Raw genomic sequence first — 16,587 nt, forward strand, 5'->3', positions numbered from 1 at the left:
TCGGTCCGGTGCGGTCAGCGTCCGGCCAGCGATTGGAGCTCCCGGCGTTCCATGCCGGTCAGCCGCGCGGTCTCCACCGGGTCCACGGCCCCGCACTCCAGTCCGCGCAGCAGATAGCCGCTGAGCGCCCTGGCCGTGGCCGGTTCGTCCAGCACCGCCCCGGAGGACCGGTCGGCGTAGGCGGCCAGGCGAGCCGAGGCCTCGGCGAGCCCCTCCCGGTAGAAGGCGAAGACGGCGGCGTAACGGGTGGGGAGTTGGCCCGGGTGCATGTCCCAGCCCTGGTAGTAGCCGCGGGCCAGGGAGCGGCGCACCAGGCTGTGGTGGAGCCGCCAGGCCGCGTGCACCTGCTCGGTGCCGCCGACCGGCAGCACGTTGGTCGAGCCGTCCGAGAGCCGGACGCCGGTGCCCGCTGCGGCGACCTGCATCACCGCTTTGGCGTGGTCGGCGACGGGGTGGTCCGGGGACTGGTGGGCCGCGCTGATCCCACAGGCGGCGCTGTAGTCGAAGGTGCCGTAGTGGAGTCCGGTGACCCGCCGGGGAGCGGCGTCGATCAGCTGGGCGACGGTGGCGCGGCCGTCGGGCCCCAGGACGGCCTGGGTGGTCTCGACCTGGATCTCGAAGCGGATCCGGCCGGCCTCCAGCCCGTGGGCTCGCTCGAACTCCTCGGCGAGGCGTGCCATCGCGGTGACCTGTTCCGGGCAGCTCACCTTCGGCAGCGTGAGGCAGAGCCCGGAGGGCAGCTCCCCGGCCCGCAGGAGCCCGGTCAGGAAGATGTCGAGGGTGCGGATCCCGCGATCGCGCACCGGGGCTTCCAGGCACTTCATCCGGATCCCGACCCAGGGCGGCGCGGTGCCGTCCGCGACGGCGGCGGCGACGCTCCGGGCGACCCGGGCGGCCTCGGCGTCCTCCTCGCGGTCGGAGCGCCGGCCGTAGCCGTCCTCGAAGTCGACGCGCAGGTCCTCGATCGGCTCCCGCCGGAGCTTCTCCCGGACCCGGTCGTGCACCTGCTCGGCGAGTTCCCCCCGGAGTCCGAGGACGTCTGCCAGCGAAGCGGCGTCGGGCGCATGGGCGTCGAGTGCGGCGATCGCCTGTTCCCGCCAGGAGCGGACGGTCTCCGGCCGGAACTCGTCGGCCGGAACGTAGACGGTGTGCACCGGCTGCCGGCCGGCCGGGTCTCCCGGGTAGCGGCGGGCGAGCCGGGCGTCCACCGGGGCGAGCGCGGTGGCGATCTCCTCCCGCACCGTCTCCGGCAGGCTGGTCGCGACTGACTGCTGGTGCACCATCGAGGCCAACCCCTCTTCCGCGAAACGGAACCCGGCATCCGCCACGTGAAGCTATGCGGATCGGCGCGGCTGGTCAACAGCCCCCTCGGGGTGGCCCGTCGGCCGGCCCCGGCGCGGTCGAGGGGGCGGCCCGGAGCCGTGCGGCCGCCGGTCCCGTTGGACCGGCGGCCGCACGCGGGCCGCTTTCCGGCGCGGCTCGGCCGTGGCTCAGCCCTTGCGGGCCTTGATCTCCTCGGTCAGCGCCGGGATGACCTCGAAGAGGTCGCCCACCACGCCGTAGTCGACCAGGTCGAAGATCGGCGCCTCGGAGTCCTTGTTGACGGCGACGATGGTCTTCGAGGTCTGCATGCCGGCCCGGTGCTGGATCGCCCCGGAGATCCCCGCCGCGATGTAGAGCTGGGGGGAGACGGACTTGCCGGTCTGACCCACCTGGCTGCTGTGCGGGTACCAGCCGGCGTCGACGGCGGCGCGGGAGGCACCGACCGCCGCGCCCAGCGTGTCGGCCAGCCCCTCCATGAGGGCGAAGTTCTCGGCGCCGCCCACGCCCCGGCCGCCGGAGACCACGATCGCCGCCTCGGTGAGCTCCGGGCGTCCGGTGGACTCGCGCGGGGTGCGTGAGACGACCTTGGTTCCCGTGGACTTCTCACCGAAGGCCACACTGAGTTCCTCGACGGCGCCGGCCGCCGGAGCGGCCTCGGGCGCGGCCGAGTTGGGCTTCACGGTGATGACGGGGACGCCCCTGGTGACCCGGGACTTGGTGTTGTACGCGGCGGCGAACACCGACTGGGTGGCGACGGGCCCGTCGTCCCCCGGCTCCAGGTCCACCGCGTCGGTGATGAGGCCGGAACCGAGGCGCACCGCGAGGCGGGCTGCGATCTCCTTGCCCTCGGCGGAGGAGGGCACGAGCACGGCGACGGGTGAGACGGCCCGGGCGGCGGCTTCCAGCGCGTCCACCTTGGGCGCGACGAGGTAGTCGGTGAACTCCGGTGCGTCGGCCCCGAGCACCTTCACGGCCCCGTGCTCGCCCAGCAGTTGGGCGGCGTTCTCGGCACCGGCTCCCAGGTGTACCGCGACCGGCTCCCCGATCCGGCGGGCGAGGGTCAGCAGTTCGAGCGTGGGCTTGCGGACGGCACCGTCCGCGTGGTCGACGTAGACGAGGACTTCAGCCATGGGAAGGGTCTCCTGCGTGCGAAGAAATGCTGTGGCGGTGGGCGGCGGACAGAGCCTGGCTCAGATGAACTTCTGGCCGGCGAGGAACTCGGCCAGCTGCTTGCCGCCCTCTCCCTCGTCGGTGACGACCGTGCCGGCGCTGCGGGGCGGGCGGGCCGTGGCGTCCTCGACCTTGGTCCAGGCGCCCTCCAAGCCGACCTCCTCGGCTTCGACACCCAGGTCGGAGAGGTCGAGCGACTCCACCGGCTTCTTCTTGGCCGCCATGATGCCCTTGAAGGAGGGGTAGCGGGCCTCGCCGGACTGGTCGGTCACGGAAGCGACCGCCGGCAGGGCCGCCTCGAGCTGCTCGCTGGCGGCGTCTCCGTCACGGCGGCCGGTCACCTTGCCGTCGCTGACCGAGATCTCGGACAGCAGCGTCACCTGCGGGACGCCGAGCCGCTCGGCGACCATCGCCGGCAGCACGCCCATGACACCGTCGGTGGAGGCCATCCCACAGATCACCAAGTCGTAACCGATGTGCTCGATGGCCTTGCTGAGCACCAGTGAGGTGCCCATGGCGTCGGTGCCGTGGAGGTCGTCGTCCTCCACGTGGACGGCCTTGTGCGCCCCCATGGAGAGCGCCTTGCGGAGCGCGTCCCTGGCGTCCTCCGGGCCGACGGTCAGCACGGTGATCTCTGCGTCGTCGGCCTCGTCCGCGATCTGGAGCGCCTGCTCGACGGCGTACTCGTCGAGCTCCGAGAGCAGGCCGTCCACGGCCTCCCGGTCCGTGGTCAGGTCCTCGGCGAAGCCCCGGTCGCCGCTGGCGTCGGGCACGTACTTCACACAGACAACGATCCTCAAGCTCACGCCGGCTCTCCTACCTACTGCGTCGTCACTACTGGGCAGCTGCCTCGTGCAGGCAGCATAGGCGCCCGTGGCTGCGGAACCCGGTCGCGGCGGCCCGCCCCACCAGAATATTACTCGCCAGTACAGTCACTGCCTTCCCCCTGTTCAAGGCCGCTGAACTGTGACCTTGCCAACGATGGGTTTGCCGAGCGCGGTCGGACTCCGGAGCCGCGACGGATCCCCTGCGACGCCACGTGACAAGGATCTCCCACCGAGTCGGCAGCAGGGGTGGCCCGGGCGCCGCACATCAGGCACCATCTGGCGAAGCCCTAAACCTACGGCTGCGTAACCTACCTCCGCCCGGGAGCGCCCCTCCCGAGGCACAGAAGGGGTTTCCCGAGTGGCAGAACTCGTCTACCCGCCCGTCATCGGCGTGGCCCGCACCATGTTCAAGGCGCTGGACCTCCGCCTCGACCTGCAGGGCGGCGAACACGTACCCCGGCAGGGCGGTGCGGTCCTGGTCAGCAATCACATCGGTTACCTGGACTTCGTCTTCTGCGGTCTGGCCGCACGGCCGGCCAAGCGGCTGGTGCGCTTCATGGCCAAGGAGTCAGTCTTCCGCCACCGGCTGTCCGGCCCGCTGATGCGGGCGATGAAACACATACCGGTTGACCGGGGGCAGGGCGGCCAGGCGTACGTGCACGCGCTGCGCGCCCTCCGCTCCGGAGAGATCGTGGGCGTGTTCCCGGAGGCGACGATCTCGCCGTCGTTCACTCTGAAGAACTTCAAGTCGGGCGCGGCTCGGCTGGCTCAGGAGGCGGAGGTACCGATCCTCCCCATGGCACTGTGGGGGACCCAGCGGTTGTGGACCAAGGGCCGCCCGCGCAACCTGCGGCGCCATCACATCCCGATCTCGATGCGGGTCGGCGAGCCGCTCCACGCCGACCGTTCCGTATCTCCGGCGAGCCTGACCGAAACCGTCCGGGCCCGGGTGCAGGAGCTGCTGGAGGCCGCCCAACGCGCCTATCCGGCCCGCCCTAAGGGTCCCGGGGACGGTTGGTGGCTCCCCGCTCACCTCGGTGGCACCGCTCCGATGCCGGCCGACGCCGCCGGCAGCTGATCCGGCGGAGCCCTCGCACCCTCGTAGAGCGCCGAACCCCCTGTCCCGATCCGGGGCCTCGCGGAGCCGCCGCCCTGACGGACCCGCGTCCGGCGGAGGACGGCGGACGCGGATCGGGCTAGCTCCGATCGGACGTCTCAGCTTCGAGGGGGCGCTTCAGAGAACCGGGCGCCCCCGGGAAGCCAGCGCACCAGGCGCAGACCTGACGGCGTGCGCGATGGCGACCGCGTCCGCGGTGCACCCTCCCCCGCGGCACCTCCGTGGTGGACGGTGACGGGCCTGTCGCCGTCCACCACGGGGCAGCTCAGCCCTTGGCCATCTCCTCCGCGAGGGCGGCTGTGAAGGCGTCCACGTCGGCCTCCGTGGTGTCGAACGAGCACATCCAGCGCACCACTCCGGCCGGCTCGTCCCAGAAGTAGAAGGGATAGCGCTTCTGCAGCCGCTCGGAGACGTCGTGCGGAAGGGCCGCGAAGACCGCGTTGGCCTCGACCGGATAGAGGATCCGCACTCCTTCCACCGTACGCACGCCCGCCGCCAGCCGGGCCGCCATGGCGTTCGCGTGTGAGGCGCCGCGCAGCCACAGGTCGCCGGCGAGCAGCGCCTCGAACTGCACCGAGACGAAGCGCATCTTGGAGGCCAGTTGCATCGACAGTTTCCGCAGGTGCTTCATGGCCCGGACCGCGGAGGGTTCCAGCACCACCACGCACTCCCCGAACAGCAGGCCGTTCTTGGTGCCGCCGTACGAGAGGACGTCCACCCCCGCGTCGGTGGTGAAGGCCCGTAGCGGAACGCCGAGCGTGGCGGCGGCGTTGGCGAGCCGCGAACCATCCAAATGCACCTTCATCCCGCGCTCGTGCGCGTGCTCGCAGATAGCGCCGATCTCCTCGGGCGTGTAGCAGGAGCCGAGTTCGGTGGTCTGGGTGATCGAGACGACCTGGGGCTGCGCCCGGTGCTCGTCGTCCCAGCCGTAGGCCTCCCGGTCGATCAGCTCGGGTGTGAGCTTGCCGTCCTCGGCGGGCACGGTGAGGAGCTTCAGACCGCCGACCCGCTCGGGGGCGCCGCACTCGTCGACGTTGATGTGAGCGCTGTCGGCGGTGATCACGGCCCCCCAGCGCTCGGTGAGCGCCTGGAGCGCCACGACGTTCGCCCCGGTTCCGTTGAAGACCGGGAATGCCTCCGCTCGGGGGCCGAAGTGCGCCTGGAAGACCTCCTGGAGGTGGGAGGTGTACTCGTCCCCGCCATAGGAGACCTGATGGCCACCGTTGGCGAGGGCCAGGGCCGCCAGGATCTCCGGGTGCACTCCGGCGTAGTTGTCGCTGGCGAAACCGCGTGCCTCCGGGTCGTGGTGGCGTACGGCGTCGGTCGTCAGGGTTGCGGGGTCAGCCACAGTCGGGTTCCGTTCACTTCCTCGGCGGGCCGGTCCCACACGCCGACGATGGCCTCGGCCAAGTCCTTGACGTCGGTGAATCCGGCGAACTTCGCGTTCGGTCGCTCCGCACGCATCGCATCATGCACCAGCGCCTTGACCACGAGGACCACTGCGGCAGCCGCCGGACCGTCCTCGCCGCCCTCCTTGCGGAAGGCGTCCGCCAGGGCCATCGTCCAGGCCTCCGCGGCGGCCTTGGACGCGGCGTAGGCGGCGTTGCCCGCGGTCGGCTTGCTGACCCCGGCGGCGCTGATCAGCACGTAGCGGCCGTTCCGGCTGCGCTGGAGCGCCTCCTGGAAGGCCAGCGAGGTGTGCTGCACGGTGCGGATCAGCAGGTCGTGCAGGGTGTTCCAGTGGGTGAGCGGCGCCTCCGCGAAACTCTTCGCCCCGCGCCAGCCGCCGACCAGGTGCACCATGCCGTCGATCCGGCCGAACTCCTGCTCGGTGCGCGAGGCCCAGGCGCGCGTCGCCTCCAGATCCAGAAGGTCCACGGTCTCGCCGGTCACGGTGGCCCCACCGTGGGCGTAGCGCGCCGTGTCGACCGCCGAGGCGAGCGCCGCCACGTCGTTGTCGGCCGCTATGACGGTGGCTCCGGCCTCCGCAAGACGCAGTACGGTCGCCCGGCCGGCCGGGCCGGCCGCCCCCGCCACAGCGATGACGGCCCCTTCCAGCGGACTCCCCTCAGCGGTCCGTGCCGGACTGTTCATGATCGTCGCCTCCTTGATCGGCTCGCTCACACCGCCACGGTCCGCTCCGCGTTCTCGGCGGTGATCCCCTGCGTGGAGGCGATCACGTTCCGCAGCTTCTTGGCAAGCGCCTCGTAGAACATGCTGAGCGGGAACTCGTCCGGCAGCACGTCGTCGACGAGCTTGCGCGGCGGCTGTGAGACGTCGAGGGCATCCGGTCCCTTCTTCCACTTGGATCCCGGGTGCGGAGCCAGGTAGGTCGAGACGAGGTCGTAGCCCGCGAACCAGTGCACCAGCTTGGGGCGGTCGATGCCGTCGCGGTAGAGCTTCTCGATCTCGCCGCAGAGCTGGTTGGTGATCCGCGGCGCCCGCTCCCAGTCGATGTGGAGGGTGTTGTCCGTCCAGCGCACGACGTCGTGTTTGTGGAGATATGCGAAGAGGAGTTGCCCACCGAGACCGTCGTAGTTCTTCACCCGGTCCCCGGTGACGGGGAAACGGAACATCCGGTCGAAGATGACCGCGTACTGCACGTCGCGGGCCTGCGGGAGCCCCTCGGCCTCCAGCCGCACGGCCTCCCGGAACGCGGTGAGGTCGCAGCGGAGCTCCTCCAGGCCGTACATCCAGAACGGCTGCCGCTGCTTGATCATGAACGGGTCGAAGGGCAGGTCGCCGTGGCTGTGGGTGCGGTCGTGGATCATGTCCCAGAGGACGAAAGCCTCCTCGCAGCGGCGCTGGTCGTCGAGCATGCTCCGGATGTCCGCGGGCAGGTCGATACCGAGCGTCTCCACGGCCGCCTCGCTGACCACCCGGAATCGGGCGGCCTCCCGGTCACAGAAGATCCCGCCCCAGGAGAAGCGCTCGGGCACCTCCCGGACGGCGATGGTCTCCGGGAAGAGCACTGCGGAGTTGGTGTCGTAGCCGGAGGTGAAGCCCTCGAAGGTGATACCCAGGAAGAGCGGGTTGTCGTACCGGGTGCGCTCCAGCTCGGCCAGCCAGTCGGGCCAGACCATCCGCAGGACCACGGCTTCGAGGTTCCGGTCCGGGTTGCCGTTCTGGGTGTACATGGGGAAGACCACCAGGTGCTGGCGGCCGTCCACCCGCTCGGCGGCCGGCTGGAAGGCGAGCAGCGAGTCCAGGAAGTCCGGGACGCCGAAGCCGCCGTCGGCCCAGCGGCGCAGGTCACTGACGACGGCACGGTGGTACGCCGCGTCATGCGGCAGCAGCGGAGCGAGGTCCTCGATGGCGGAGACGACCCGCTCCACGGCGTCGGCCGCGACGGCGGGGGCGGGCGCCCCCTCGGCGTCGAAGTCGATCGACCCGTCCTTGGACTGCCAGGGCCTTATCTCCTCCACCGCTTCTCTGAGCAGAGGCCAGGACGGATGTTCAACCACACGCTCCACAGGGAAACCATCGGTAGTCACCGATTCCTGCGCAAGAATTTCCGTCATCTCACACCCTCCACCAAAGAAACTTCTTCGGTACCCACCGTAGCCGGACTCCTTCCCCACCTCAAGGCGGGCAACCGCAAAACTTCCTGCTCCAGCCCTCATTGGCCGCTCTTCTTTCTGCCTCAGCCTGTCTTTCGACCGTTTCCTCAAGCTCCTCTCTCTCGAGTGCCCCGTTAATCCCGATCTGCCCCCACTTTCCCCCCTGGTTCCGCCCCGCGGCACCATCCACCTCCCCGGCGCCACCTGCCGCACGGCGGTTCGCGTCAGCACACCGCGCGGTCCGCCCCGCACGGGTGAGAGGAGAGATCAAGGCGTCACAACTGCGGACGAGCGGGGCGGATCCCATTAGGCTGCGGGGCGTTCAGCGGCCCTCGGGATTGGAGACAGCCTTGACCTTCCTCACCATCGGACACCGCGGCGTCATGGGCGTGGAGCCGGAGAACACCCTGCGCTCGTTCGTCCGCGCCGAACGCGAGGGGCTGGACGTCATCGAGCTCGACCTGCACCTGAGCAAGGACGGTGCGCTGGTGGTGATGCACGACGCGGACGTGAACCGCACGACGGACGGGAAGGGCCCCATCGCCGACTTCACACTCGCCGAGCTGCGAGAGCTGGACGCAGGCCTCGGCGAACGCGTCCCGGTCTTCGAAGAGGTCCTCGACGCCGTGCGGTCCCCGCTGCAGGCGGAGATCAAGGACGTGGCGGCGGCCCGGGCGCTGGCCACCGTCATCGAGCAACGGGACCTGGCCGGGCGGGTGGAGGTGCTCTCCTTCCACGACGAGGCCCTGGCCGAGATGGGACGACTGCTGCCGCAGGTCCGCACCGCACTGGTGGCCAGCCGTTACGGCAAGGACGTGGTCGACCGCGCCCAGGCCGTCGGAGCCGGCACCCTCGTGCTGAACATCCGCCGACTGACCCTCGAGGTCGTGGAGTACGCCCGCGCCGCGCAGCTGCGGATCATCGGCTGGGTGGTCAACACCCAGGAGCACCTGCGGCTCGTGCGCGCGCTGGAGCTGGACGGGGCCACCACCGACTTCCCGGAGATCAAACGGACCGGCCGCTTCACCGCCTGAGCGCCGCCCGGGCGCGCGCCGGGCGGGACATCGGCTCCCTCAGGGCGCCCCGGCCGCGTCCGGCACCCCCGCCAGGGGCTTCACCAGCAGCTCGAAGCGGAGGTCGTCCCGGAGGGGGAGTCCGAAGCGCTCGTCACCGTAGGGGAAGGGGCTCATCCGGCCGGTGCGGGAATAGCCGCGCCGGACGTACCACGCGATGAGGTCCTCCCGAGCCGAGATGACCGTCATGTGCAGTTCGCGGGCCCCCCAGTCCGCACGGGCGGTCCGCTCCGCCTCCGCGAGGACCGACTTCCCGAGCCCCGCTCCCTGGAGCCGGGGACGGACCGCGAACATCCCGAAGTAGGCGTGGGCGCCTCGCCGTTCCAGCTGACAGCAGGCGACGATGGCACCGCCCTGCTCGGCCACCAGTATCCGGCTGCCCTCGGCCCGCAGCACGTCCCGCACGGCCTCGGCGTCCACCCGCTGGCCCGCCAGCAGATCCGCCTCGGTGGTCCAGCCGGCCCGGCTCGCCTCACCGCGGTATGCCGACTCGATCAGCGCCACCAGCTCCGGGACGTCGCTCTCGGCGGCGTCCCGGAAGGTGATCCGCCCGGCGGGGTCCACAACGCTGCCCATCTGCGACTCCTCTCCCGCGGGCCGAGGGACGGCCGGCACAGGGACGGACCCTAACGCCTCATCCCCGCACCGCTCCGTCCGGCCCCGCCCCGGGCGCGCGCTCCCCCTCACTGCGCTCGTGCGCTCCCCTGTGCCCATCGCCCACCGGGAAGCCTTCCGGCGAACCAGGGACCGGACCGGGAGGACGGGTGCACGGACCACCGCTCGTCGGTTGGCTGCTCGCCGCGGTGTGTGTGCTGAGCGGCGGCTACTGCCTGCTGCGGGCCCGCGCCGGGGCACCCGCCGTACGCCGGGGCGCGGGCAGCGAGGCTGTGATGGCGCTCGCCATGGCGGCGATGGCGGTACCGATCGGCGCGGTCGCCGGGGCCGACTGGCTACCGCTCGTCCTCGCCGTGGTCTTCGCCGGCTCGGCGGTCCGGGAGGTCTCCCTCCTCCGATCCGACCGACCCCATCACGCCCACCACGCGGTGGGGGCGGTGGCCATGGTCCACATGGCTTTGGCCATGGCGGGCGGCGCCCCGGGGCACCACGGCCATGGCCTTCCCGACGGGACCGGGCACACGGCGGTCGGCTCGGTGCTGCCGGCCGTGCTCCTGCTGTACTTCGCCCTGGCGGCGCTGCGATCGGGGGCCCGGCTGATACCCGCGAGCGGGACCGGGGGCGCGGCGGCGGGCTGGGTGGGGCGGCCCGAGCTGACGACGGCCTGCCGAGGGGCGATGGACATGGCGATGTTCGCGATGCTGCTGCCGTCATGAGGCTCCCGCCCGCTCCCCCACCGCCTTCCGACCCGGTGGTCTGCGTCACTTAACCTCGAGGCCCGCCCCCTCCCCGGCCTCGGACTCGTAGGCTGCTCTCATGCCCCTCCCTGTCGCGCTACTGCTCCTGGGCGGGACCACCGCACTCCTCGCCCCGCGTCTGGTCAGGCGTGCCGAGTGGCCCGATCGCGAACCCGTGCTGGCGCTGTGGGTCTGGCAGTGCCTGGTGGCCGCCGTCCTGCTGTGCTGCGTCTCCGCCATGGCGCTCAGCGCCGCGGCGGCCTGGGAAGCGGTTCGGGGCCGGGTCTTCGCGCCCGCGCCGAGCGGCGTGATCGAGGCCTACGCCTTCCACGCCTACGGACCGTGGACCGAGACCGTCGCCACGGTGCTGGCCGCGGGCGGCCTGTGGACCGCGGTCATGCTCGCCCGCGAGGTGCGTAACGCGCACCTCCAGCGCCGGAAACGGCGAGCCGAGCTGCGGGAGCGCGCGCCCCGGCTTCCGGGCGAGGCGAGCGGCTCGGGGGCCGGAGAGCGGGTGGTCGTCCTTGAGGGCGAGCGACCAGACGCCTGGTGGCTGCCCGGCCCCGCTCCGCAACTGGTGATCACCACCGCCGCGCTGCGGCGCCTGGACGCCCGCCGACTGGACGCCGTGCTCGCGCACGAGCAGGGACACGCCCGAGCCCACCATGACTGGCTGCTGCACTGCTCCTCGGCGCTCGCCTCGGGCTTCCCCAGGGTTCCGGTCTTCACCTCCTTCCGGGACGAAGTGGCCCGGCTGGTGGAGTTGGCGGCCGACGACGCGGCATCCCGCCGCTGCGGCCGGCTGACGATCGCCCTGGCCCTGGTGGAGCTCAACGAGGGCCGCGGCACCTTCGACCCGCGTCCGGGTCCGATGGCGCAGGTGGCACAGCGGGTGTACCGGCTGCTGTCCCCCGAACCCCGGCTGACGACGGCCCACCGGCTCCGTCTGACAGCCGTGGCAGCGCTGGTACCCGTCGTGCCGCTGCTGCTCACCTTCGTCCCCGGGATCAGCGCCCTGGGCTAAGGGTTGTCCCCTAAGCCCCGTCCTGGTCCCCGGGGCCTGCCGCCCGAGGAGGCGGGAGCCGCCCGGCGATCAGCGATGACGTCGGTCCCGGCCGACGCCACCGAGGCGATCCGGCCGCGGACACGGCCGTCAGCCTCCTTGCCGTACCGGCGGAGTCCACAAGAATCGCACCGTGACCATCGAAGGTGTGCTGTTCGACTTCTCCGGGACGCTCTTCCACATCGAGCCCGCCGAGCGCTGGCTCCGCACGGCTCTGGAGCGCGAGGGGGTCGCCCTCTCCGACGAGGAGACCGCCCGCTGGACGGCGGCGCTCGAGGACGCCGGCGCCCAGCCCGGCGGCGCCGAACCCCGCCGGGTGCCGCCGCACCTCCGGGACGGCTGGGCGAACCGGGACCGCCGGGCGGAGGAGCACCGCGCCACCTACATCGGCCTGGCCAGGGAGGCGGCGCTGCCCTGGCCGCGGGTGTACGAGGCCCTCTACGAGCGGCACAGCGAGCCGGAGGCCTGGCTGCCCTACCCGGACACACAGCCGGTGCTCCGGGCGCTCTCGGAGCGGGGCCTCCCGGTCGGGGTGGTCAGCAACGTCGGCTGGGATCTGCGGCCGGTCTTCCGCGCCCACGGCCTGGACGGCCTGGTGGAGGCCTACACGCTGTCCTACGAGCACGGGGTACAGAAACCGGAGCCGGAACTCTTCCGGCTGGCCTGCGCCACCCTCGGGCTGGCCCCGGAACGGGTCCTCATGGTCGGGGACAGCCAGGCGAACGACGGCGCCGCGGTCACCGTCGGCTGCACCGTCCGGCTGGTGCGCAAAGAACCGCCCGAGGCGCGGCCGGCCGCGCTGCTACCGATGCTGGACCTCGTCGGCTGAGGCGAACGTCACCATCAAAGAACGTTTATTCGCCGGTTGTTGTCAGTGCCACCCCTTAAGCTTGTTCACATGTCCTTCACTTCTGACCGCCCGCAGCGCCGCCAGGCGCGCTCTGCCGCTGCCGCCGCCAACGACGCCATCCGCGCGTTCGTAGCCGGCCGCCGGTCCTGGTCGTCGGAGGATCTGGCCGAGCTGGACCGTCTCCGGGCTGCCTGGCGCCGGGCGCTCGAGCAGGGCGTGGACAAGGCCGCCTAGAAGGTCCCGCCAGATCTCGGCACCGCGCGGCACCGCGCCTCCGGCAGCAAACGCTTCCACACGAGCCCAGGGAACGTTCCGGCTGCGTATTGTCATGATCGCGACCACCGTTTTCGGGCGATCCCCCGCGTCGCCCGAAAACGGTGGCACTCCTCGGAAGCCAGCATCGCAGGATGCCGACACCCGAAGCCTTGCTGAGTATATTGGCTGGGAGCCAGTCAACGCAGGAGTACAGGATGTCCCCGCGAAGCCCATCGGTCAATGAAGAGTTGCGCCGGCGTTCCCGAGAACGTCTGCTGCAGGCGACGGTGGAGGTCGTCGGCGAGCAGGGCTACGACGCGACGAAACTCGCCGACATCGCTGACCGGGCCGGCACCGCCCGCGGACTGGTGTCCTACTACTTCCCCGGCAAACGGCAGTTGCTCCAGTCCGCGGTGCACCGCCTGATGCACCGCACCCTGCAGGCCGCCCTGGAACAGGAGCCCCGCACCGAAGACGGCAAGGAACTCCTGGCGCGTGCGATCGACGCCGTGCTCGGTCTCACACTCGACCACCCGACCCTGATGCGCACCCACATGGCCGGGATCTTCGCGGCCCAGGGCTTCGTGACGTGCCCGGAGCAGCAGCGCCTGGCGGCGCTGCTGCGGGAGACCATCACCCGCCGGGGCTCGACGGCGCCGGAAGAGGACTACCTGCTGCTCCGGGCCCTGCTGATGGGCGCGGTGTTCGCCGCGCTGCTGCCGGGCGCACCGATGCCCCTGCCGAGGCTTCGGGCCGAGCTTTTCCAGCGATACGGGCTGGAGTGGGAGCGCGGAACCCCGATGGCGGGGGTTCCGCCGGTCGAGGCACCGAAGTGGACGGACTGACGGCACCTGCCCGGCGGGGTTCCGCCCCGCCGTTCCCAGTACGACCTCGCCGCGTCCGTTCACCGGACCCCGGTCTCCGCCTTCCGCTCCAGCCACGCGACGATGTGCTCCACGAAGTTGTCGACGTTCCTCAGGGGCCCGCCGGCAGGTCTCGGCGTCGACGGCCGCGCCGCCCTGCCGGCCCGCGTCCGGTGGGGGCGGAGCGGCTCTCAGCCCCGGGGTGAGGGGCAGTTCCCGCAGGGCCGCGAGGAGTTCGCCCATCCTCGCCGGGTCCCCCTGCCCCTCGGGCAGTCCCGAGCCGTCGAGCCAGGAGACGGCGACGGCCGCCCGACCACCGAAGACGGTGATCGGCGTCAGCGGCTCGGGCACCTGGAACGGCGGTCCGCAGGCGGCGACGGCGCGCAGCGACTCCACTCGGCGCGGCAGGGCCTCCGTACCCGACGGTCGACGGCTGATCCGGACGGCGGCGACATCCGGAACCAACACGACGTGGTGGATGTTGCGGTGGGCCGCCAGACGCGCCGGAGCGCGGGAGGCGCCCGCTAGAAGGGCTTCAGCGATCTCCAGCAGTTCGGCGGGGACCCGGTCCTTCACGCCACTCCCCGGCCCTCGACTCGGCAGTGCTCCTTGACGCTACCGCCGCCGACGACGGCTCCGGCGGTCGGGGGCCGCGGCTGCCGCCATCCGGCTCCGGGCGGCCGGCCGCCCGGAGCCGAGCGAAGCGGAACCGCCTCAGGCTCCGTGTCGCGGGATGCGTCGCGCCCGGGATGTCCTGGCGGGCACCGCTCTCTCCGGGTGCTACGGTCACCGCGTCGCGCCGCCGGAAGGCCGTTCCGGTCGGCGGGAGCCCCGAAGAACCGGAGACGGAAGGCGGCACGGTGCGGGCGTACATCGGTTCGTACACCTCCGAAGGCGGGGCCGGCATCACCACCGCCTCACTCGATCCGGACTCCGGTGCGCTCACGGCGCTCCACTCCACCGACACGGTGTCCAACCCCTCGTTCCTCACCGCCTCGCCGAGCGGCGACCGTCTCTACGCCGTCAGCGAGACCAGGGAGGGGGCCGCCGGAGGGCTGCTGCTGGGGGACGGGACGGCACCCCCGGCCCTGGTGTCCGCCATGGTGCCGGTGCAGGCCGACGCACCCACCCACCTCACGCTCTTCCAGGAGCACGTGGTGACGGCCAACTACGGTTCCGGAAGCGTCACACTGCTGCCCGTCGAGCCTGACGGGGGACTCGGCCACGCCCGCCACGTGCTGCGCCACCACGGCGACGGCCCGAACCGCGAGCGGCAGCGGGGGCCGCACGCCCACGGGGTCTGGCCGGACCCGAGCGGGGAGCTGCTGCTAAGCGTCGACCTCGGAACCGACTCGGTGCGGGTCTGCACGCTCGAGCCGGAAGGTGCACTCCGTATCCGGCGGGAGATCCGGATGGCCCCCGGGAGCGGACCGCGCCACCTGGCCTTCCACCCGGACGGCGAACGTCTTTTCGTCATCAACGAGTTGCAGCCCACGGTCACGACCTGCCGCTGGGACCCGGCCAACGCGGAGCTGGAGTCCCTGGCGGACACCGCGGTCCTCCCGGAGGGGACACCGCCCGAGGCGGCCTTTCCCTCAGAAGTGGTGGTCTCCCCCGACGGACGCTTCCTGTGGGTGGCGGTCCGTGGCACGGATGTCATCGCGCTGCTGACACTGGAGACGCCGGACGGGCTGCCCCGTCTGGTGACGGCGGTGGGATGCGGCGGCCAAGGGCCGCGCCACCTGACGCTCGGCCCCCGGAACGACCGGCTCTACGCGGCCAACCAACGCTCTGGCGACGTCGCCTGGTTCGACTTCGACCCGGCGACGGGCGTGCCGCGGAGGACAGGCTCCATGCCGGCCCCCGCGGCCTCCTGCGTGCTCTTCGTCTGACGCCTATGCCAGCGGCCCGGTATCGGCCGGACGCCCCACCGATCCGCCCTGCCCCTTCGCCCCGGCACCGGCCGGCGCAGCTTCAGCGGGCGAACGCCCCCTGGGCGTCCTGTTGCGGGGGCGCGATACCGACCGCCGTCATGTACTGGGACAGCGCGAGCCGGCCGATCGCCGGGTAGGCCCCCAGCGCTTCGGAGGAGGCGCACTCCACCCCGGCGGCGGCCTCCTTGAGGAGTCCCTCGGCTATCTCCGGGCCGATCAGGTAGGGGGCCAGCGCCAACTGCGTGGAGCCGGAGCCCCGCAGCTGGTCCGCGGCCTGCTGGATCGAACCGTCCATGTCCAGGGCCGCGGCCAGCACCGGCACGGCCAACCTGGCCGCGAGCAGCATCCCGGTGATACCGGCCGCCTGGACGGCCTCCTCCCCGCCGACGGTGGCGAGGACGATGCCGTCCGCCGCGGTGGCCACGGTGAAGAGCCGCGCCCGGTCGGCGCGGGCGAGACCGGCCTCCGAGAGCCGGACGTGGACCGCCTCCGCGAGCAGCGGATGCGGACCGAGCACGTCGGTCAACTCGGCTGAGACCCTGCTGTCCATGACGGCCTGTCGTATCCGCCGCATCAGGGCGCTCTCCGGGCCGGCGAGCAGCGGCACCACGACGGCGGCCGGCCCCTCGGGACCCGGACCCGCCGGCCGCCCCTCCCGCTGCGCCGTCGCATCGCCCTCCGGCGCACCGTCGGAACTCTCGTCCGCGTTCGGGAGCATGGCGGCCAGGGCGGCACGCTCCGCACGCTCGGCGGCGATCTGGGTCAGTACGGCGGTCAGGCTGGGAAACTCGGTGTCGTCTCCCTCTATGTAGCCGACCACGGCGTTGAGCCCGGGCAGTTCGGAACGGGCGATGCTGGTGACTTCTTCCGCCAGGCTGCGCGTGGCCGCGCTCGGCTCGCCGGGGACGGCGAGAACGAGCGCGGGCGCACCCTCGGGAGCAGCCAGTGGCTCGGGTTTCCGGTGGCGGCCGGACTTGCGGGGGCGCGGCATTCGTACAGGCAGGCCGGACGCGGGCTCAGTGGGGGTGCTCATGGCGCCGCATGTTAACGCGTCCTCGCCATCCACCGTCCGGGTAGGGGGCCGGTGTGCGCCATCCGTCCCGTTTTCCTGTTGCTCGCCGGACTCCACCCGGACACGCCAGGGCTGTCCCCTCACTCCCGGTTCCTCATGGCGCGCCAGCGGCGGTGCACCCCGGACGC

16 protein-coding genes are annotated in these 16,587 nt (G+C 72.0%); 8 read left to right on the plus strand and 8 right to left on the minus strand.

Going from position 1 to position 16,587, the window contains the following annotated elements:
- Positions 1-14: 14 nt before the first annotated feature.
- From BGP73_RS04530 to BGP73_RS04540, 3 genes are all read right to left on the minus strand, one after another.
- A complete protein-coding gene (locus tag BGP73_RS04530) occupies positions 15-1,283 on the minus strand; it encodes a DUF6986 family protein (protein WP_069812174.1) in 1,269 nt (422 codons plus the stop codon).
- Positions 1,284-1,490: 207 nt separating this feature from the next.
- Positions 1,491-2,453, minus strand: a complete 963-nt coding sequence (locus BGP73_RS04535) for an electron transfer flavoprotein subunit alpha/FixB family protein (RefSeq protein WP_069812175.1) — start codon at positions 2,451-2,453, stop codon at positions 1,491-1,493.
- 60 nt (positions 2,454-2,513) lie between these two features.
- A complete protein-coding gene (locus BGP73_RS04540) occupies positions 2,514-3,299 on the minus strand; it encodes an electron transfer flavoprotein subunit beta/FixA family protein (RefSeq protein WP_069812176.1) in 786 nt (261 codons plus the stop codon).
- Positions 3,300-3,678: 379 nt separating this feature from the next.
- On the opposite strand from BGP73_RS04540, the gene BGP73_RS04545 reads away from it, so the two are divergent.
- On the plus strand, positions 3,679-4,398 hold the full coding sequence (locus tag BGP73_RS04545) for a lysophospholipid acyltransferase family protein (RefSeq protein WP_069812177.1): 720 nt from the start codon (positions 3,679-3,681) through the stop codon (positions 4,396-4,398).
- Between the two features lie 304 nt (positions 4,399-4,702).
- Here BGP73_RS04545 and BGP73_RS04550 read toward each other — a convergent pair whose 3' ends face one another.
- The 3 genes from BGP73_RS04550 to BGP73_RS04560 are packed head-to-tail and all read right to left on the minus strand — an operon-like array spanning position 4,703 to position 7,958.
- On the minus strand, positions 4,703-5,785 hold the full coding sequence (locus BGP73_RS04550) for a threonine aldolase family protein (protein ID WP_069812178.1): 1,083 nt from the start codon (positions 5,783-5,785) through the stop codon (positions 4,703-4,705).
- On the minus strand, positions 5,764-6,531 hold the full coding sequence (locus BGP73_RS04555; protein WP_069812866.1) for an SDR family oxidoreductase: 768 nt from the start codon (positions 6,529-6,531) through the stop codon (positions 5,764-5,766). Before BGP73_RS04555 ends, BGP73_RS04550 begins: the two co-directional genes overlap by 22 nt.
- A 26-nt stretch (positions 6,532-6,557) precedes the next feature.
- Positions 6,558-7,958 carry a DUF6421 family protein gene (locus BGP73_RS04560; protein ID WP_069812179.1) on the minus strand — a complete coding sequence of 467 codons (1,401 nt, stop codon included), beginning with the start codon at positions 7,956-7,958 and terminating at the stop codon, positions 6,558-6,560.
- A gap of 389 nt (positions 7,959-8,347) precedes the next feature.
- On the opposite strand from BGP73_RS04560, the gene BGP73_RS04565 reads away from it, so the two are divergent.
- On the plus strand, positions 8,348-9,031 hold the full coding sequence (locus tag BGP73_RS04565; protein WP_069812180.1) for a glycerophosphodiester phosphodiesterase: 684 nt from the start codon (positions 8,348-8,350) through the stop codon (positions 9,029-9,031).
- 39 nt (positions 9,032-9,070) lie between these two features.
- On the opposite strand, the gene BGP73_RS04570 is transcribed toward BGP73_RS04565, so the two are convergent.
- A complete protein-coding gene (locus BGP73_RS04570; protein ID WP_069812181.1) occupies positions 9,071-9,646 on the minus strand; it encodes a GNAT family N-acetyltransferase in 576 nt (191 codons plus the stop codon).
- Positions 9,647-9,834: 188 nt separating this feature from the next.
- Between BGP73_RS04570 and BGP73_RS04575 the strand changes: the two genes are divergently transcribed.
- From BGP73_RS04575 to BGP73_RS04600, 6 genes are all read left to right on the plus strand, one after another.
- Positions 9,835-10,401: a DUF5134 domain-containing protein gene (locus tag BGP73_RS04575; protein ID WP_069812182.1), complete on the plus strand. Its 567-nt coding sequence runs from the start codon at positions 9,835-9,837 to the stop codon at positions 10,399-10,401.
- A gap of 100 nt (positions 10,402-10,501) precedes the next feature.
- The gene (locus BGP73_RS04580) at positions 10,502-11,446 is read left to right on the plus strand and encodes a M56 family metallopeptidase (RefSeq protein ID WP_069812183.1); all 945 of its coding nucleotides are present in this window, start codon (positions 10,502-10,504) and stop codon (positions 11,444-11,446) included.
- Positions 11,447-11,618: 172 nt separating this feature from the next.
- Entirely contained in the window at positions 11,619-12,314 is a 696-nt protein-coding gene (locus BGP73_RS04585; RefSeq protein WP_069812184.1) for an HAD family hydrolase, read from the plus strand.
- Between the two features lie 69 nt (positions 12,315-12,383).
- A complete protein-coding gene (locus tag BGP73_RS04590; protein WP_069812185.1) occupies positions 12,384-12,569 on the plus strand; it encodes a hypothetical protein in 186 nt (61 codons plus the stop codon).
- A gap of 236 nt (positions 12,570-12,805) precedes the next feature.
- Entirely contained in the window at positions 12,806-13,435 is a 630-nt protein-coding gene (locus BGP73_RS04595; RefSeq protein ID WP_069812186.1) for a TetR/AcrR family transcriptional regulator, read from the plus strand.
- A gap of 878 nt (positions 13,436-14,313) precedes the next feature.
- Positions 14,314-15,345, plus strand: a complete 1,032-nt coding sequence (locus BGP73_RS04600) for a lactonase family protein (RefSeq protein ID WP_069812187.1) — start codon at positions 14,314-14,316, stop codon at positions 15,343-15,345.
- Between the two features lie 82 nt (positions 15,346-15,427).
- Here the strand turns inward: BGP73_RS04600 and BGP73_RS04605 are convergent, their stop codons facing one another.
- A complete protein-coding gene (locus tag BGP73_RS04605) occupies positions 15,428-16,420 on the minus strand; it encodes a sirohydrochlorin chelatase (protein ID WP_079127202.1) in 993 nt (330 codons plus the stop codon).
- Positions 16,421-16,587 lie beyond the last annotated feature (167 nt).

Source organism: Streptomyces sp. TP-A0874 (genome assembly GCF_001748085.1).
Taxonomy (GTDB): Bacteria; Actinomycetota; Actinomycetes; order Streptomycetales; family Streptomycetaceae; genus Streptomyces.